A 19,137-nucleotide genomic window follows, 5' to 3' on the forward strand; every position below is an offset into this window, starting at 1 on the left:
ACTTGCGCAGCAATGTTAAGCGTAGCGACCTTAGCCAACAACGCAAGGCCGCCGTCAGGCCGTGATGGCTGGGTGCCCTCCTCTTTTGGTTACTTTCTGTGAGGCAAGCAACAGAAAGTAACTCGCCTAGAGGCGAAACAAACGCTACACAAAATACTTGAGCCTTAAACAAAAATTACTTCCTCACACACTCCTCCACTCCCGTATTGCCACCTTTAAACCCAGGCTCAAAATAAAACTTCCTAAAACTCAACTGCCCCTTGGCATTCTTCTTAAACTCGGCAATCCCGGTTCCATAATCATGCGTCTTACCGCCATATTCGCCATTTTCCATCGGCAAGGCAAAATGCATCGCCGCATGCATGCCGTGCGCGGCGGCGTGGCCTGTATAGGTACCGTAATCCGGGACGTCGAGTTGAAAGTCATAGCTGGCATCCGCACCTTTGCTGTGTTCCGGGCGCAACTTCATGGTGACGGTGCCGGTGTATTTGCCTTCATGCGCGTCATCGCCGGTGCAGCTGTAAACACCACTTAAATCCAGCGCATAGGCGTTGATTGCAACAAAAACGCCGACCAATCCAAGCATCCATTTCATTGTGTGATCCTTTCTGTGTCAATTATTCCGGTGGCCGTACCCGTACAAAGCGCGCAAATTTGGGTTTGCCGTTTTTGGTGAGGTCGCGGTAGGTATAGGTCACCTGGCTGCCGATCGGCGGCGGGTTTGCGCGATCGCTATCTTTAAAGCCGGTGCCTAGTTTAAAACGTATCCCTTGCGCGGTTTCGACCAGTAACGCGCCCATTTTACCTTGGTATTTACCTTTGCCGGGCACGTAGGCGATGACTTTGGCTTCGGCATCCAGCTGTGGCTTGAGTTTGAGTAGCACGTGGCTGCGGCCGGTCAGATAAGGTGCATGGGCTTGATGCAACATGAGGCCCTCGCCTTTGCGGGCCACCACCCAGTCCAGCGTGCGTTTGAGGGCAGCGGCATCTGCCACGCGAAACTGTTTGATGGCTTTGAGATACGGGCTCTGCTGACGTTTGACCAGTTGCTCGATGTGCTGGGCACGTTGAGTGAAAGTGCCTGGGGCCATTGGCAGTTCAAACACATAATAGGCCACATGACGCCACTCCGCTTCATCAGGCTGCGCGCGGCGCACAGTTGCAGAGAGTCGTTCAAATTGAGCGCGGGCGATCCACAGTTCACCATCCAGGGCCTGTTGGGGGAATTTTTGCACAAACCAGGCCGGCGCGTGGATGGGATGGCCCTGTCGACTGATCAGTTGTTTGCCATCCCACACGGCGCGTATGCCGTCCAGCTTTTCGCTGACCAAGTAGTCGTTGACAGCGATGCCTTCGTGGTAGACCTGTGCCAGCAGGATTTCTGGTACCTGCGCATAGGCTGGCATGCCAGGCTGACTGATCAGCCACAGTAAAAAACAGATGCGCATCCATATCATCATCACCGCCCAGATTGTTAATTTAATTTAAAAATCGTAATTTAGCGGAATTTAACTAGGTAAGCAATACACGGATGGCCCAAATAAGCCTCACAGAGGCTGCTGGTGCAAACAATCAGACACGGCTATAACAACTGGCACCACAGCTTGTCGTGATGCATGACGTCCATCCAAAGCGCCACCAGGCTGAGGGCGACCAGCAAGCAGCCACTCAGGCGCATGCCTGCCGCTTCACTGAACCAGCGCGGCAGGCTTTGCTGGCCTGCGCGCCAGAAAAAGGGGGCCAAGGCGAGGATGATGGCGGAACCGGTCGCGAAGGCAATCATGACCAGTGCGCCTTGCAGCCATTGCGACTGGAGGGAGGCCAGCATCACCGCCGAGTACAGCAGGCCGCAAGGCAGCAAGGCCCAGACGATGCCGGTCACAAAATAGCCCGACCTGGCATGCCTGGTATGTTGCTTGATCCATGCCCAGACCAATTGTGCCCGCTGCACCGCCCATTGTGGCTGTCGGCCGAGGATAAGCAGCAACACGCCCCAGGCGAAGATCAGCGTATGCGAGAACGTCCACAATGGTTGAAACAGATGGCTCTGATTGGATAACCAGGCCAAACCGCGCAAGGTTTCGGCAGCAATCGCGCCGAGCAAGCCATAGCCGAGCATACGGCCCAGGTAAAAACTCCAGGGGATGGTCTGTACGACACGCAGAGGGATGGAACGCGGGGGACTGGAAAGATTCGGCGGCGTTTGCATGGCGCCGCAAGCAGCGCCACACATCAGCACACAGTGCGGGCCGCCTGCCAGCCCCATGACAAAAGCAGTCAAGAGTAAACTGGCTAACATGCCAGCAGTTTAAAGGATTTTGGAAAACCTTGCACGGTTGGCATCGTGCTGCAAATAACGGTCAAACACCATGGCAATGGCGCGCACAAAATACCAGCCCATTTCGGTGACTTTGAGGCCATCGTCTTCGAGTACGACCAGGCCTTGTTTCTCTTTCTCGGCCAATTGCGCAATTTCTGCCTGAAAATATTGCTTGAAATTGACCATGTAAGACAACTCAATGGATTCGTAACTCAGTTCACCATGGCACATGACCGCCATGATCACGGCACGGCGGATCAGGTCATCGCGGCTTAATGCCAGCCCTCGCACAATCGGTAACTGGCCTTGGTCAAGAAAGTCGTAATACTCTTCGAGGGTTTTGGCATTCTGGCTGTAAGTAGCACCGATCTTGCCAATCGCGGAGACACCCAAAGCCAGGATATCCTGATCAGCCATGGTGCTATAGCCCTGAAAGTTGCGGTGTAACCTGCCCTGTTGTTTGGCAATCGCCAGCGGGTCATCAGGCAAAGCAAAATGATCCATGCCGATAAAGACATAGCCTGCCAGCATCAGCTGCTGAATCGCTTCTGACAGCATTTGGATTTTATCTACGGCATGTGGCAAGTCCGCTTGCAAAATCCGGCGTTGCGGCTTGAAACGTGACGGCAAGTGCGCGTAGCCATATAACGCGATACGGTCTGGCCGCAATTGAATGATCTGGGCGATGGTCTGGCGGAAGGTCGCCGGGGTTTGCTTGGGCAAGCCGTAAATCAAGTCGGTATTAATAGACGCAAACCCCAGATCTCGCGCATGTTGCATTAGGCTTTCAACCTGCGCATAAGACTGCACCCGGTGCACGGCCTGCTGTACCTCGGCATCAAAGTCTTGCACGCCAAAACTCAGGCGGTTAAAGCCCAGCTCGCGCAAGTGTTGCAAGCGTTGCTGATTGACGGTACGTGGATCAATTTCAATCGAGTATTCACCGTCTTTGGCAAAGGCAAACGCCTGCTTGAACATCTGCATGAGTTGGGTCAACTCGGCATCATTGAGAAACGTCGGCGTGCCCCCGCCCAGATGCAACTGGTTGACGGTTTGCTTTTTGGCAAACTTGTCCAAGTGCAAATCAAGCTCGCGTTGCAGGTAGTTGAGGTAAACCGCGCCTTGCTCATAGCGCTTGGTGACTATCTTGTTGCATGCGCAATAAAAACACAGCGAGGCACAAAACGGAATATGCACATACAACGAGAGCGGCTGTGTCCAGTTGCTGATATTGCGCTGCTCGGCCGCCTTGAGATAAGCAGCGGCGTCAAACGCCTCAACAAAGCGGTCTGCTGTCGGATAAGAGGTATAACGAGGCCCGGAGACGTCATAGCGCTCAATATGCTCTTGAGTAATCAGCAACGGGGAGTTCATGGTTTCTGGCAAATTCTTTCCTATCAGTATCCCGAAACTGGACTTTACGGGTTCATCTGGCGTTACTGTGCCATAAACCAATGCAGGGCTTTTTGACACACGTCAAATGCAGCTTGCGTCGCCTGCTGCATAATGCGCCTAAATACAAAAGGAAGAGGTCACACCATGTTCAATGAAATCGCAACCGAAGAGGCGTATAATTTGCCGCATGTTCAACGTCAGTCAAGGACGCCCTCCATGCAAGCAGAATCCAGTTTCAAGGTTGCCTGCTCTAATTGTAACTTGCGTGAACTGTGCCTGCCGGTAGGCTTGAGTACAGATGAAATGACTAAACTGGATGGCATGGTTGCCACCCGTAAAAAGATCAAGCAAGGCGGTCACTTGTATAGCAGTGGCGATGCCTTCACCACGCTTTATGCGATTCGCACAGGTTTTTTCAAGACTTGCGTCGTTTCGGAAGATGGCCGTGAACAAGTCACCGGCTTTCAGATGGCCGGTGAAATCATGGGCTTGGATGGCATTGTCAGTGACAAGCACAACTGCAACGCCATTGCCCTCGAAGACGCCGAAGTCTGTGTGATGCCCTTCAATCATGTCGAAGACCTGTCGCGTGAGATTCCTGTCTTGCAACGCCATGTGCACAAAATCATGAGCCGCGAGATCGTGCGCGAAAACGGCGTCATGATGTTGTTGGCTAATATGCGCGCCGAAGAACGCCTGGCGGCGTTTCTGCTCAACTTGCTGCAACGCCTGCATGCCCGCGGCTACTCCAAAAGCGAATTGATTTTACGCATGACGCGTGAAGAGATCGGCAGCTACCTGGGCATGAAACTGGAAACAGTGAGCCGTACTTTCTCCAAATTTAGTGATGAAGGCATTATCGAGGTCAAGCAAAAGAATATCCGTATTCTGGACCACGAAAAGCTTAAAACCATCTTCAACGCCAGCACCTGCTAGGCGGTTGCTGACGTCTGTAAGCGCTGAGGGATGCCGCTGCCTTCGTCTCTATTTGAGGCCTTACAGCGCATGGCCGCGCAACAAGCCTGGCAATATGTTTATCCTGCCTGGTCCCGCCGTGCGCAGGGCCTTTCCATCGGCATCAACCTGCACCCGAATCAATGCTGCAACTGGCATTGCATTTATTGCCAGGTGCCGGGGCTGCATCGCGGCCCCTCCCCGGTCATTCAAATAGAGCGCCTGCAACAAGAATTAAGCACCTGCCTGCACTGGCTAAAACAGCACTTACACGCAGCAAAGCGTGTATTGTCGGAAGATGTGCAGGATATTGCCTTTGCCGGAGACGGCGAACCGACCACCTCGCCGCAATTTTCTGAAGCCTTGGCACTGGTTGAACGATTGCTGGGCCAGACAACACAAACAGACCGTCCGGCACGGGTCAGGCTTATTACCAATGGCAGCCAAATGCATCTGATCACGACACAGCAAGCCTTAAAGGTACTGCAACAGATGGGGGGAGAAGTCTGGTTTAAGCTGGATGCAGGCAACGATGCGGAAATGCTGGCAGTGAATGATGCGCGTTTGCCACTTAGCCTGCATCTGCAACGGCTGCATGCTTGCAGCATGGCTTGCCGGACCTGGGTGCAAACCGCTGTGATGCAACGACGTATCGCGGACCAACTGGTCACCACCCCCGCATTGGCCGGCTATGTGCAGGCGTTGCTACCACTCAAAGAGAACATTGAAGGCATTTTGTTGTATGGCATCGCCAGACCTAGCCAGCAAGACACGCTGGCCAGCATTCAAGCACCATACATCCGGCTGTTACAGCAGTATGCTGATGCTTTGCGCACGCAGGGCTTCAACGTGCGCCTATTTGCCTAAACGCTGATCCCCTACCCGAAATGATCGCGCCTGAATCAGGGCTTAGACGCGCGTCAGCGCTGAGAGACAGGCAGACAGTTTACTGTTCAGCAGGTTTCAGGCCGGTCTGCGCATGGTTACGCGCCTGGATGGCGGGCGCCATGGCATCTGTCTGGCCGTCTTGCGCTTGTGCATCCAGCGTCTTGTTGATTTCTATACCCTTGCGGTAGTAATCATCAATTGCTGGATCAGGATGCGTAATCGCCAGATATAAGGTGATGAATGAAGCCACAATCACGGCAGAAGGGCCGCCTATAATCATCCAGACATAAGGGTTGTGATACCATTTTTTCTGGTCAACCGCTTTAGCGGCCGGTTTCTGCTGTGCTTGGTGTTGTGACAATCTCTGCTCCATTAGTTGCTCGGCACAATAAAGACCGACTTTTCTTTGACCGCTTCGCTGGTTTGTAAATCCGTCATTTCGAAAAAGATTTTATGCGAACCAGCTCTGGTAACCCCATCAGGCAACTCCAGCTCAATCACCACATTGCGTGTCTCAAACGGCCGCAAGCCTTTGAAGTCCTGGCTATTCTCGTCAGCAAAATGCACCACCAAGCCTTCGAGCCCCGTGACCTTCAATGCGTAGTCATGCACGGCTTCGGTATCATTTTCAAGCTTGAGGTTATACACGTTCTCAATCATGCCTTCATCAGTGTAGCGAGACATGACTGCACGATCACGTAACACATCCAGCCTGAAATCAGGCTTGAAGTAGAGGCTGACCACCATACCGATGGTGAGCGCCAACAAAATCGTTGTATAAATAATCACGCGTGGGCGTAGCAACCGTTGCAGCATTTGCTGACGGCTCCAACGGTTGGTGATGCCGTTCTGCGTGGAGTATTTGATCAAGCCCTTGGCATAGCCCATTTTGTCCATTACATCGTCGCACGCATCAATACAGGCACCGCAACCAATACACTCGTACTGCAAGCCTTTACGGATATCAATTCCGGTCGGACACACTTGCACACAGATACTGCAATCAATGCAACTGCCCAGGCCATTGGCATTCTCGCCAGCTTTTTTAGAGCGTGCACCACGCGGTTCACCGCGTGCCTCGTCATAGGTCACAATCATGGTGTCATCATCAAACATGGCACTCTGAAAGCGGGCATAAGGGCACATATATTTGCAGACTTGCTCACGCATATAGCCTGCATTGCCATAGGTGGCAAAGCCGTAAAAACAAATCCAGAACGTTTCCCAGCCACCCAATTGCCAGTTCACAATATTGGGCACCAGCTCGCGAATGGAGGAGAAGTAACCGACAAACGTCACGCCTGTCCACAAGCCAAAGGTGATCCAGGCAAACTGCTTGAGCGATTTGCGCGTGAGCTTGTTCAGAGTCCATTTGCTATCATCGAGGCGCATACGTGCGATGCGATCGCCCTCGATTTTATTTTCCATCCACATGTAAATTTCGGTATATACCGTTTGCGGACAGGTGTAGCCACACCACAAGCGACCGGCAATGGCCGTAAACAGAAACAGCGACAGCGCAGACACAATCAGCAAAAACGACAGATAGATCAAGTCCTGCGGATGAAAAATCAGGCCGAAGATATAAAAGCGTTTGGCATCAAGGTCAAACAGCATGGCCTGACGACCATCCCATTGTAACCAGGGTACGCCATAAAAAAACAGTTGCGTAGCCCACACCATGACCCAGCGCCAGTTATTGAACATACCGGAGACGCTACGGGCATAGATCTTATCTGCGGATTTATAAAGTGACAAAACCACCTCCTGTTCAGGGATGGTGGTTTTGTTCACAGCGGTTTGTTTAATATCGCTCATGGGTTATCTGCATTCGCCTATTTGTTGGAAAGACCCCAAACATAAGCAGTCAGCAGATGAATTTGCTCTGGGCTGAATTTTTCTTTCCAGGCTGGCATCACGTTGTTTTTACCTTCATGAATACGCTTGATGATCGCGGCTTCACCTTGACCATGCAACCAGATGTTGTCTGTCAGGTTAGGTGCACCAATCGCCTGGTTGCCCTTACCTTCTGGGCCATGGCAAGCAGCACACACCACAAATTTTTCTTTACCGGCATTGGCACGACCAGAGTCATGAATACTGCCAGACAAGCTCAATACGTAGTTGGCGACGTTTTTCACATCTTCTTCAGAACCAACAGCAGCAGCCATGGGAGGCATGATGCCATTACGACCATTGTTGATAGTCAACTTGATCGTATCAGGTGAACCACCATACAACCAGTCATTGTCGGTCAGGTTAGGAAAGCCACGGCTCCCTTTGGCGTCTGAACCATGACAAGCAGCACAGTTGTTCAAGAAAATACGCTTACCAATGTCGCGGGCTTCAGGAATCTTGGCCACTTCTTCTACCGGCATGGCTGCATATTTGGCATACAGCGGGGCGATCTTGGCATTGTTCTTTGCCACTTCAGCTTCGTACTGCTTAACTTCCGACCAGCCGAACTTGCCATTGTAAGTCCCCAGGCCAGGAAACAGGTACAGATAGGTCAGGCCAAAAATTACGGTAATGATAAACAAGCCTACCCACCACATTGGCAGCGGATTGTTCATCTCCTTGATGCCATCCCATTCGTGACCATTGGTGTTATCGCTATCCAAAGGCACTTTGACGCGGCTTGCGAAAATCAGCAACCCGACACAGAAAGCAATCCCGCCCAAGGTAATGGTCGAAATCCAGATCGGCCAAAAACCATTTACAAAATCATTCATGATGTTTTCCTTAACCTTTCCGCGCAGTGTTTAGTCTTGGTCGAACGGCAGATTTTGCGCGTCCTTGAATTGCGCGGAGTTGCGATTGCGCCATGCCCAAATCAAAATTGCCACAAACAGGACGAAACTCAGTACTGTAAAAAATATGCGTAGTATGTTGATATCCATGGCGCGTCTCCTTATTTCAGGTGTGTACCCAACACTTGCAGGTAAGCCACCAGTGCGTCCTGCTCGGTTTTGCCTTTGATTTCATCCCCAGCAGCCTTGATCTGCGCGTCGGTGTATGGCACGCCCACTTTACGCAGTGCAGCCATATGGTCACCAATGGTTTTGTCGTCAACCAGGTTTTCTTCCAACCATGGATAGGCTGGCATGATGGACTCAGGCACGACATCACGTGGGTTGTGCAGGTGCACACGGTGCCAGTCATCACTGTACTTGCCCCCTACACGGTGCAAGTCAGGACCCGTACGCTTACTGCCCCACTGGAACGGGTGATCATAAACATATTCACCAGCAACCGAGTAATGGCCATAACGCAGCGTTTCAGCGTGGAAAGGACGAATCATCTGTGAGTGGCAGTTGTAGCAACCTTCACGCAGATAAATGTCACGGCCAGCCAGTTGCAACGCGTTGTAAGGCTCCAGACCACGGATAGGCTCGGTGGTTGACTTCTGGAAGAACAAAGGCACGATTTCGACCAGACCACCAAACGAGATCGTGATGAAGGTCAGCACGATCAGCAGGAAGTTGCTGGTTTCAATCTTTTCGTGAAAATTGCCACTATTGTTTTGATGCGTAGCCATAGTGAATTCCTTAAGCGTGAGCAACCACAGCTGGCACTTCTACAGTGACTGCTTTGCCGTTAGTTGCTGTTTTATATGTATTCCACAACATGATGATCAAACCGCTCATGTACAGGAAACCACCCAATGCACGTGTGAAGTAGTATGGGAACTTGGCTTTCACACTTTCAACGAAGGTGTACGCCAATGTGCCGTCAGCGTTCATGGCACGCCACATCAAGCCTTCCATCACGCCGGAAATCCACAACGCAGCGATATACAACACCACGCCGATGGTTGCCATCCAGAAGTGCACTTCAATCGCTTTCACGCTGTACATTTGTTTTTGACCAAACAAACGTGGAATCAGGAAGTACAGGGAACCGATAGAGACGAAACCAACCCAGCCCAGCGCACCAGAGTGCACGTGACCCACAGTCCAGTCAGTGTAGTGAGACAAGGCGTTCACAGTCTTGATCGCCATCATCGGACCTTCAAAGGTACTCATACCGTAGAAAGACAGGGAAACGATCAGGAAGCGCAAGATTGGGTCTGTGCGCAGTTTGTGCCATGCGCCAGACAAGGTCATGATACCGTTGATCATGCCACCCCAGCTTGGTGCAAACAGGATCAGAGACAACACCATACCCAAGGACTGTGTCCAGTCAGGCAAGGCAGTGTAATGCAGGTGGTGAGGACCCGCCCACATGTAAGTGAAGATCAGTGCCCAGAAGTGGACGATAGACAAGCTGTAAGAGTAGACAGGACGCTCAGCTTGTTTAGGCACAAAGTAGTACATCATGCCCAGGAAGCCCGCAGTCAGGAAGAAACCTACCGCGTTGTGACCATACCACCACTGCACCATCGCATCCTGTACCCCGGCGTAAGCAGAGTAGGACTTCATGAAACCAGCAGGAATCGCAGCACTTTCAACGATGTGCAACAAAGCCACCGCAAGAATAAATGCACCGTAGAACCAGTTAGCTACATAGATATGCTTTACTTTACGGATACCGATAGTACCGAAGAAGTTGACTGCATAAGCAATCCATACCAAGGCAATCAGGATATCGATTGGCCACTCCAGCTCGCCGTATTCCTTACCCTGGGTATAACCCAAAGGCAGAGAAATGGCAGCAGCCACGATGACAGCCTGCCAGCCCCAGAAGGTGAAGCTGGACAACTTGTCGCTGAACAAACGTGTCTGACAGGTACGCTGAACAACATAGTACGAGGTAGCAAATAAAGCACAGCCACCAAACGCGAAAATCACTGCATTGGTATGCAGTGGTCTCAAACGGCCAAAAGAGGTAAACGGCAGGCCCAGGTTCAGCTCTGGCCACACCAGCTGGGACGCAATAATCACGCCCATCAGTGTACCCACAACACCCCAAACCACTGCCATGATTGCGAACTGGCGGACTACACTATCGTTGTAGGTCGCAGCCTTCACGGTTGCATTTTGCATGGATTTCTCCCAATGATTAAAACAAACACCCAACACTAAAAAAACTTCTAGTTGTTCACCCTGATATTCTCAGAGATGTCACAAATTTGATTTGACTCACATCAATACTGCTTAAGAATCCCCGTTCCTGCTTGAGAATTCCTAATCCTGCTCGAGAATTCTGGACCCCTCTTCCTCAAGGTCTTCAAATTGCCCGGTTTGAATGGCCCACCACAAGCCACCCAAAATCACAAACACCAGCAACACTGCCAGTGGGATCAGTAAGTATGCAATTTCCATTGAGCGATGCCTAACCTTTCTGCCAGGCCGACTTATCCCAGTCGGTCAATCGCAATGCATTTAACAGTACCAGTAACGAACTGGCCGCCATCCCCAACCCGGCTAACCAGGCAGGCAACAGCCCCATAATCGCCAAAGGCACACCGGCCGCGTTATACAACGCCGCCCACAACAAATTCTGTTTTACGATGAGGATGGTTTTTTTGCAGTGTGAAATGAGCGAAACCAGCACGCCGATATCATTGCCCAACACTACCATATCGGCCTGTGCCTGCGTCAAAGGGACGCCGGAACCCATTGCAATAGAAGTATGCGCTGCTGCAATGACAGGGCCGTCATTCAAACCATCACCTACCATCAACACTTTCCGCCCCTGTTGTTGCAGCTGCTTGACATGCTGCAGCTTATCTTCTGCTTTTTGTAACCCTGCTGCTCGCTGGATACCCAGTTGTGATGCAAGGTTTTTAACGGCCGCTATTCTATCACCAGATAACAGTTGAATATCAAGCCCGGATGCAATTAATTGTGAAACAGCCGCCTTGGCGTGTGGCTTCACTTGCTCAGACAACGCTAATGTCGCCAACATTTGGCCATTACTAGCCAGATAGACCACTCGCAACGCCTCGTGTTCCGGCTTGACCATGATCCCGCAAAATTCAGCATTGCCCAATCTTAATGGCATGGAATCACCAGACTGTGTGATCAAGGTCGCAGACATGCCACCCCCCACAATTTCTTGCCAGTCCTGCATCTCCAGCTGGTCACTCGCGTCTTGCCGGGTGGCAAATCCATGCAAGGCCTGCGCCACCGGATGCAGGGAATCACGGCTCATGCTGGCAATCACATCCAGCAGCCACTGATGGTCTTGCCCGGCGGCCATTTCGACCGCGCTGACCTCTTGCAAGCTCTCGGTCAGGGTTCCGGTTTTATCAAATACAATGGTGTCAATTTCGCTGAGGGCCTGAATCGCCTGCAGACGGCGGATCAGCACACCGCCTTTGGCAAACGTGCCCGCACTGGCCAGCATGGCCGCAGGCGTTGCCAGCGACAAGGCACAAGGGCAAGTCACTACCAGCACCGCCACTGCTGACATAATCGCTTTGGCCGGATCGGTGGTCCACCAGAAAACCAGGGCATACAGCGCGGCCAGCAGCACGCCCCACAAGAAGGGTTGCGCCACCTTATCAGCCAGCAAGGCGATGCCAGGTTTCTCGGTTGAAGCAGAGGCCATCAGGTTCACCAGCGCATGATACTGCGTACCCTCACCCACTTGCTCCACCTGCATTTCAATCGCCGAAGTCAGGTTACCCGAACCGGCAATCACAGTCGCGCCGGCAGGTTTCAACACCGGGTCCGACTCACCTGTCAGCATGGATTCATCGGCACTGGTATTGCCTACCAGCACCTTGCCGTCGGCGGCAAACACCTCACCAGGGCGCACATATAACACATCGCCAACATTGATATTGCTGGCGGCGATTTGCACCCACTCGCCTGCTTCATTCTTCTTGAGCACCGCATGTGGCAAGCGTCGCATCATGTTTTCCAGCGCGCCTGCCGTACGATTGCGCAGCTTCACATCCAGCCAGCGGCCAACCAGCAAAAAGCTGACAAACATGGTCAGAGAATCGTAATAGACCACATCGCCCCACCAGCCACCCGGCACAAACGTGGCCAGCGTACTCATGATAAAGGCAGCCAGTATGCCCAGTGACACCGGCACATCCATGCCTAACTGGCGTTGCTTGAGACTGTTCCAGGCCTGGGAGAGAAACGGCGTCGCAGAAAACAGCATCACGGGCAGTGTCAGCACCCAGGACGCCCACTTCATCAACTGCACCATGTCAGGCGCCATGTCATTACTGCCGGTCCAATAAGTCGGATAGGCATACATCATGACCTGCATCATGCAGAAGACGGCGACCACCAGGCGCCACAGCATCTTGCGCTGCTGCACGGTTCTGTCACTGATGGCGTTGTATTCGTTAAGCGGAAGCGCTGGGTAGCCAATCTCGTTAAGACCGGCAAACCATTGCGAGGGGGAGGTTTGATGCGCATCCCATACCACACGGACGCGCTTGGAAGCGGCACTGGCATGCACAGCCAGCACACCACGCATTTGTTTCAATGTCTGCTCAATGCGGCCGCTGCAGGCGGCACAATGCATGCTATCAACCCAGACATGCGAGGTCCACACCTCGTTGGCAGAAGCATCACGCTGACTAAACCGCTCCCACTCGGACTGGACATCCAGCCCCTGCCAGGGATTTGCACTGCTCACTGCTAAAGGGGTTGCCATTGGGTGATGGAGCATCCGTGAAACAATCTATAACTTTATATTATATGATTGAATATAATATAAATCAATGTGTTAGCGAACTTTTCAAGCCGTCATTAAAGCAGCAAACGATCTTCTCTTTGTTGATTTGGCGCAAACATCGCGTCCATGACAGCCCAAGAAAACCGCCTGATGCGCATGCAACCATTATTTCACACGCATCCCCGCTTGCGCACCACTGTCAGGTGAGAGGATATAAGGCCCACCCCGCTCATCGCTGGCGGCCAGCACCATGCCCTCACTCATGCCAAACTTCATTTTGCGTGGTGCCAGGTTAGCCACCATCACAGTCAACCGCCCCACCAGCGTCGCCGGGTCATAAGCAGACTTGATACCGGCAAACACTTGTCGCGGCTTCTCTTCGCCAATATCGAGTTGCAGCTTGAGTAACTTCTCTGCACCCTCTACGTGCTCGGCGCTGACAATTTTGGCAATCCGTAAATCCACCTTGCCAAAGTCATCAATCGAGATATAAGCACCCTCTTCTGCCGCCTTGGCTTCGGCTTTCGCTTCTACCTTTACTTCAGCTTTGGCAGGTGCTGCCACTTGCAGGCTTTCTTTATTGGCTTCGACCATGGCCTCGATTTGCTTGGCCTCCAAACGCGTCACCATATGACTATATGCCTGGATTGTTTGCGCAGCCAGACCTTGGTTCACATGTGACCACTGCAAGGCTGGCACGTTCAAGAAAGCCTCCACCGCACTAGCGATATTTGGTAACACCGGCTTCAGATAAATGGTCAACAGACGGAACATTTCCAGCGCATTACTGCAAATGATATGCAGCTCAGCCGCCTTGCTTTCGTCTTTAGCCACCACCCACGGCGCCGCTTCGGCGACATAGCCATTCGCGGCATCGGTCAGCTTCATGATTTCACGCAAAGCACGCGCAAAATCACGCGCGGCATAGGCTTCGGCAATCACAGGCGCGGCGGCGCGCATCTCGTCAATCACAGCGTGCTGCGCTGCAATCACTTGGTGATCGAATTTTTTGGCGATAAAGCCGGCCGTGCGGCTGGCGATGTTGATATATTTACCCACCAGATCACTATTCACCCGGGCAACAAAATCTTCCAGGTTGAGATCGATATCCTCCATGCTGCCATTCAGTTTAGCGGCATAGTAGTAGCGCAAGTATTCAGGATTTTTGACATGTTCGAGGTAGCTGCGAGCCGTCATAAACGTGCCGCGCGACTTGGACATTTTTTCGCCGTTCACAGTCAAAAAGCCATGCGCAAACACCTGCGTAGGCGTGCGGTGACCGGAATATTCCAGCGTGGCTGGCCAGAACAAGGCATGAAAATACAGGATATCCTTGCCGATAAAGTGATACAGCTCGGTCGAAGAATCCTTTTTCCAGTACTCATCAAAGTCCAAACCAGCTTTGGCACACAGATTTTTGAAGCTGGCCATGTAGCCAATTGGCGCATCCAGCCAGACATAAAAATACTTGCCCGGCGCATCCGGGATTTCAAAGCCAAAATAAGGCGCATCGCGCGAAATATCCCAGTCAGAGAGTTTGTTCTCGCCCGCTTCGCCCACCCACTCACTCATCTTGTTAGCCGCTTCGGCCTGCAAAGTGCCAGATCGTGTCCAGTCACGCAAGAAGTCTGCACATTCACTGAGTTTGAAGAAGTAGTGTTCGGTCTCTTTACGTACTGGCGTCGCACCAGAAACGGCAGAATAGGGATTCAGCAAGTCGGTCGGGCTGTAGGTCGCACCGCACACTTCACAGTTATCGCCATATTGGTCTTTGGCGTGGCACTTGGGGCACTCGCCTTTGATAAAGCGATCCGGCAAAAACATACTTTTCACCGGGTCAAAATATTGCTCTATGGTTTTGCTGGCGATTTTGCCGTTCGCCTTGAGCGCCTTGTAAATGCCAGAGGCCAGTTCGCGGTTTTCTTGCGAGTTGGTGGAATAGTAGTTATCAAACTGCACCAAAAATTCGGCAAAATCCTGGCTGTGCTCAGCGTGGACTTTCTCAATCAACGCCTCAGGGGTAATGCCCTCTTTTTCAGCACGCAACATAATCGGCGTGCCATGCGTATCATCCGCGCAAACATAATGCACGGTATGTCCCTGCATCTTGTGAAAACGCACCCAGATATCGGTTTGAATGTATTCAACCAAATGGCCCAAATGGATACTGCCATTGGCATAAGGGAGTGCAGAAGTGACCAGAATTTTGCGTGTCATGACAACAGGATTGAAAGTAAAAGTGCTATTTTAGCAAACAGCGCGCACTTTCCGCGATTTACTCCGTATCTATTTCAATGCTTGCTACGTGAAGCTTATTCCACAGTCTTTGCTCACATTCTGTGCAGCTTACTTCTACACGTTACAAATGGCTTTGAAACAGGCTATTGGAAACAACGTGCGTCCGGCATCGCTATTTCAAAATACTTTCTTTTGATTTATACCAAACCATTTACCATGGTGAGTGACATACTACTCAAACGATCAGTAAAAATGAGAGGGTTACGCATATGACTGAACACACGTTTTTATTGGACGAGCACGAGCTAAAGCGCATCAATCGTTATTGGTCGGCGTGTAATTATTTGGCTGCGGGAATGATTTACTTGCAGGACAACCCGCTATTAAAAAAACCGCTGGAAGCTGGCCATATCAAACAACGCCCATTAGGCCACTGGGGCTCTAGCCCAGGCCTGAGTTTCACTTACATCCACATCAATCGCATGATCAAAAAATACGACTTGAATGCGATTTTTCTGGCCGGACCTGGGCACGGCGCACCTGGTGTACTGGCCCCCGTCTATTTGGAAGGCACCTGCAGCGAAATTTATCCCGACAAAGCGCAAACTGAACTCGGCATGCGCAATTTGTTTAAAGACTTTTCTTTCCCGGGTGGATTTGGCAGCCATTGCACACCTGAATTGCCGGGCTCGATTCATGAAGGCGGTGAACTGGGGTATAGCCTTTCGCATGCCTTTGGTGCTGCGTTCGATAATCCGTATTTATTGGTCGCTGTGATGGTCGGCGATGGTGAGGCGGAAACCGGCCCGCTGGCCACCGCATGGCATTCAAACAAGTTCCTGAACCCTATTCGGGATGGGGCGGTGTTACCGGTGTTGCATCTCAATGGCTACAAAATTAACAATCCCACCGTGTTGGCGCGGATATCACATCAGGAACTGGAAGAGTTGCTCAAAGGCTATGGATGGACACCCATTTTTGTTGAGGGGAATGATCCCGAGGGCATGCATCAGGAGATGGCGCAAGCGCTTGAAGCCGCTATTCAGTCAATTAAGGATATCCAGCAAAACGCGAGAACAAACAATGACACCAGCCGCCCTCGCTGGCCCATGATTGTGTTACGCAGCCCCAAAGGCTGGACTGGCCCCAAAAGGGTGGATGGGCATCAAGTGGAAAACAGCTGGCGCGCGCATCAAGTGCCAATCAGCAAACCCGCGGAGAACCCTGAGCATCTTGCGCAATTGGAATCGTGGTTGCGCAGCTATCAACCTGAAAGCTTATTTGATGCAGAGGGGCGTCTCTTGCCTGAGTTGGCCGAGTTAGCGCCACGCGGCACCAGGCGCATGAGTGCCAATCCGCATGCCAATGGCGGGCTGTTACGCCAACCGCTGGCTTTACCAGACTACCGCCAGTATGCTGTCACAGCATCACGGGCAGAAGGCCCCCTCCACTCCAATACGCAACCGCTGGGTTGTCTGCTGCGTGATGTGCTATCGGCCAACCCCAACAATTTTCGCGTATTCGGTCCGGATGAAACCAGCTCGAACAAGCTGCAAGATGTGTACACCGCCAGCAAAAAAACATGGCTGGCGGATAGACTACCTGAGGATGACGATGGCGGTGAGCTGGCAGCAGATGGCAAAGTCATGGAGTATTTGTCTGAGCACACGCTGGAAGGTTGGCTGGAAGGTTATCTGCTAACAGGCAGGCATGGTTTCTTATCCACTTATGAGTCATTCGTGCATGTGATCGACTCTATGTTCAACCAGCATGCCAAATGGCTGGATATGTCAAAAAAAGTCAGTTGGCGTGCGCCGGTTTCTTCTTTGAATTTATTGATTACTTCTACTGTGTGGCGACAAGATCATAACGGTTTCACGCATCAAGACCCAGGCTTTCTAGACCTTGTGGTTAACAAAAGCCCGGAAATTACCCGTATTTATTTGCCTCCGGATGCCAATTGCCTGCTCTCTGTGGCAGACCACTGTTTGCGCAGCACTGATTACATTAATGTGATTGTCTGCGACAAACAAAAACATCTTCAGTATCTGGATATTGAAAGTGCGACTATCCATTGTACAAAAGGGCTGGGGATTTGGGACTGGGCCAGCAGCGACGCGGGAAGCGAACCCGACTTGATTATGGCATGTGCGGGTGACATTCCTACCAAGGAAGCGCTTGCGGCCACCCAGCTGCTCATGCACCACTTCCCTTCGCTCAAAATCCGCTTTATCAATGTCGTCGATTTATATAAATTGACACCGGATAGCGAGCATCCGCATGGTTTATCCGATAAGGAGTTTGACCGCCTGTTTACCACGGACAAACCCATCTTGTTCAATTTTCACGGCTACCCATACCTGATTCACAGGCTCACTTACCGACGCGCCAATCACGCCAACCTGCATGTGAGGGGCTATCGCGAAAAAGGGAGTATCAACACACCGCTAGAGCTGGCCATCCAGAACAAGATTGACCGTTTTAGCCTGGCCATTGAGGCCATTTACCGTATCCCCGGCCTACGCAATATCGGTGCCCATGTGCAAGAGGAGCTCCTGAACCGCCAGATTGCCTGCTGTGAATACGCCTATGAGCATGGCGTAGATATGCCTGAAGAGGATGAGTGGCAATGGCAGAAGTAAACACACAAAACATGTTGAATGATGACCAGTCTTTACTGGTGATCAACTGTGGCTCGTCCAGCCTCAAAGCGGCCTACTTTGCATCTGACAAAGCCCGCCAGAATTACCATTATCGTATAGCCCCGCATCTACCAGTGACAGAAGGCTTTGAGGCTGCATTTAAACAGTTTTTTGCAGAGCTGGGGGCTGCCCGCCCAACCCGTATCTCACACCGCTTTGTGTTTGGCGGCCATATTGAGGACACGGCGCGTTTACTGTCGGTGGAAGAACAAGATCGTCTTGAAAAACTGATTTCATTCGCACCGTTGCATCTCCCACTCAACTTGTTGGGGGTCAGGCTTTGTGCAACTCACTATTCCGACCACCCCCGACTGTCGCAGTGGGCATGTTTTGACAACGGTTTTCATTACAACCTGCCCGCATTGGCATACCGCTACGCCATCCCAGAATCAGCGCAGCTACGTCGATTTGGCTTTCATGGTTTGAATTATGCGCATATCGCCAAGCAGCTACCTGGATTGCTGGACCATACGATTACGCAAGGCCGTATCGTTGTGGCCCATCTTGGCAGTGGATGCAGCCTATGTCTGCTTGAAAATCTGCAGTCTGTCGATACCAGCATGGGCTACAGCACGGCAGGTGGCATACCAATGGCAACCCGTAGTGGTGACCTGGATCCCGGCGTGATGCTGGCACTCGCAAAACAGTTGAACAGCGGGCAACTGGAGGATTTGATTTTTCACCAAAGTGGCCTGCACGCCCTCTCCAATGGCGAAAGCAGCGACATGCAAACCCTGCTGGACAGCGACAGCCGTGCTGCAAAATTTGCGGTGGATTACTTTGCCCGTAGCGTGCGCGGCTTGATAGGCAGTTATGCGGCAAAAGCAGGCGGCATTGATGCATTGGTGTTTACAGGAGGCATAGGCGAACACGCCAGCAAAATCAGAACATTGATTTGTGACCCGCTCTCATTTTTAGGCTTTCGTTTGTCCGCAAGCGCCAACCAAACCCATCAAACCTGGATCAGTGACAACACATCGAAACCCATCCTCGTCATTCCGGCAGATGAAGAAGCTGAAATCGCTGCGCAGATGATACTTAGAACCTAACTTAAGG

Annotated in this window: 17 protein-coding genes; 4 read left to right on the plus strand and 13 right to left on the minus strand. The window is 51.8% G+C overall.

Going from position 1 to position 19,137, the window contains the following annotated elements:
* Positions 1-175: 175 nt before the first annotated feature.
* From Q9292_RS11265 to hemN, 4 genes are all read right to left on the minus strand, one after another.
* Complete coding sequence (locus tag Q9292_RS11265; protein ID WP_313988077.1) at positions 176-595, minus strand: hypothetical protein; 420 nt, start codon at positions 593-595, stop codon at positions 176-178.
* 22 nt (positions 596-617) lie between these two features.
* Positions 618-1,460 (minus strand): DNA ligase, encoded by an 843-nt coding sequence (locus Q9292_RS11270; RefSeq protein ID WP_313988080.1) that lies wholly within the window; start codon positions 1,458-1,460, stop codon positions 618-620.
* 122 nt (positions 1,461-1,582) lie between these two features.
* Positions 1,583-2,299, minus strand: a complete 717-nt coding sequence (locus Q9292_RS11275) for a sulfite exporter TauE/SafE family protein (protein WP_313988083.1) — start codon at positions 2,297-2,299, stop codon at positions 1,583-1,585.
* Between the two features lie 9 nt (positions 2,300-2,308).
* Positions 2,309-3,694 carry an oxygen-independent coproporphyrinogen III oxidase gene (gene hemN / locus Q9292_RS11280; RefSeq protein ID WP_194748455.1) on the minus strand — a complete coding sequence of 462 codons (1,386 nt, stop codon included), beginning with the start codon at positions 3,692-3,694 and terminating at the stop codon, positions 2,309-2,311.
* A 237-nt stretch (positions 3,695-3,931) separates the two neighbouring features.
* Here hemN and fnr point away from each other — a divergent pair, with 237 nt between their 5' ends.
* Both fnr and Q9292_RS11290 read left to right on the plus strand, forming a co-directional pair.
* Positions 3,932-4,651: a fumarate/nitrate reduction transcriptional regulator Fnr gene (gene fnr, locus Q9292_RS11285; RefSeq protein ID WP_194747950.1), complete on the plus strand. Its 720-nt coding sequence runs from the start codon at positions 3,932-3,934 to the stop codon at positions 4,649-4,651.
* A 30-nt stretch (positions 4,652-4,681) separates the two neighbouring features.
* The gene (locus tag Q9292_RS11290; RefSeq protein ID WP_313988085.1) at positions 4,682-5,536 is read left to right on the plus strand and encodes a hypothetical protein; all 855 of its coding nucleotides are present in this window, start codon (positions 4,682-4,684) and stop codon (positions 5,534-5,536) included.
* A gap of 79 nt (positions 5,537-5,615) precedes the next feature.
* Here Q9292_RS11290 and Q9292_RS11295 read toward each other — a convergent pair whose 3' ends face one another.
* The 9 genes from Q9292_RS11295 to metG form a co-directional block, all read right to left on the minus strand.
* Positions 5,616-5,837 (minus strand): FixH family protein, encoded by a 222-nt coding sequence (locus Q9292_RS11295; RefSeq protein ID WP_228518788.1) that lies wholly within the window; start codon positions 5,835-5,837, stop codon positions 5,616-5,618.
* A gap of 92 nt (positions 5,838-5,929) precedes the next feature.
* Positions 5,930-7,375, minus strand: coding sequence for a cytochrome c oxidase accessory protein CcoG (gene ccoG / locus Q9292_RS11300; RefSeq protein ID WP_313988090.1), 1,446 nt, complete (start codon positions 7,373-7,375; stop codon positions 5,930-5,932).
* A gap of 17 nt (positions 7,376-7,392) precedes the next feature.
* Entirely contained in the window at positions 7,393-8,289 is an 897-nt protein-coding gene (gene ccoP / locus Q9292_RS11305; protein ID WP_194747958.1) for a cytochrome-c oxidase, cbb3-type subunit III, read from the minus strand.
* Positions 8,290-8,319: 30 nt separating this feature from the next.
* The gene (locus tag Q9292_RS11310) at positions 8,320-8,457 is read right to left on the minus strand and encodes a cbb3-type cytochrome oxidase subunit 3 (RefSeq protein ID WP_194747960.1); all 138 of its coding nucleotides are present in this window, start codon (positions 8,455-8,457) and stop codon (positions 8,320-8,322) included.
* 11 nt (positions 8,458-8,468) lie between these two features.
* Positions 8,469-9,095, minus strand: a complete 627-nt coding sequence (ccoO, locus tag Q9292_RS11315) for a cytochrome-c oxidase, cbb3-type subunit II (protein WP_194747962.1) — start codon at positions 9,093-9,095, stop codon at positions 8,469-8,471.
* Positions 9,096-9,105: 10 nt separating this feature from the next.
* Positions 9,106-10,542 carry a cytochrome-c oxidase, cbb3-type subunit I gene (gene ccoN, locus Q9292_RS11320; RefSeq protein WP_194747965.1) on the minus strand — a complete coding sequence of 479 codons (1,437 nt, stop codon included), beginning with the start codon at positions 10,540-10,542 and terminating at the stop codon, positions 9,106-9,108.
* Positions 10,543-10,683: 141 nt separating this feature from the next.
* Positions 10,684-10,821, minus strand: a complete 138-nt coding sequence (gene ccoS / locus Q9292_RS11325; protein WP_194747968.1) for a cbb3-type cytochrome oxidase assembly protein CcoS — start codon at positions 10,819-10,821, stop codon at positions 10,684-10,686.
* 10 nt (positions 10,822-10,831) lie between these two features.
* Positions 10,832-13,120 carry a cation-translocating P-type ATPase gene (locus Q9292_RS11330; protein ID WP_313988098.1) on the minus strand — a complete coding sequence of 763 codons (2,289 nt, stop codon included), beginning with the start codon at positions 13,118-13,120 and terminating at the stop codon, positions 10,832-10,834.
* 186 nt (positions 13,121-13,306) lie between these two features.
* Positions 13,307-15,358, minus strand: coding sequence for a methionine--tRNA ligase (gene metG, locus Q9292_RS11335; RefSeq protein ID WP_313988100.1), 2,052 nt, complete (start codon positions 15,356-15,358; stop codon positions 13,307-13,309).
* 290 nt (positions 15,359-15,648) lie between these two features.
* Here metG and Q9292_RS11340 point away from each other — a divergent pair, with 290 nt between their 5' ends.
* Both Q9292_RS11340 and Q9292_RS11345 read left to right on the plus strand, forming a co-directional pair.
* Complete coding sequence (locus Q9292_RS11340; protein ID WP_313988102.1) at positions 15,649-18,021, plus strand: phosphoketolase family protein; 2,373 nt, start codon at positions 15,649-15,651, stop codon at positions 18,019-18,021.
* A complete protein-coding gene (locus Q9292_RS11345; RefSeq protein WP_313988104.1) occupies positions 18,009-19,130 on the plus strand; it encodes an acetate kinase in 1,122 nt (373 codons plus the stop codon). The genes Q9292_RS11340 and Q9292_RS11345 overlap by 13 nt, the downstream gene beginning before the upstream one ends.
* Positions 19,131-19,137 lie beyond the last annotated feature (7 nt).

Origin of the sequence: Methylophilus sp. VKM B-3414 (assembly GCF_032248435.1) — a bacterium.
Taxonomy (GTDB): Bacteria; Pseudomonadota; Gammaproteobacteria; order Burkholderiales; family Methylophilaceae; genus Methylophilus; species Methylophilus glucosoxydans.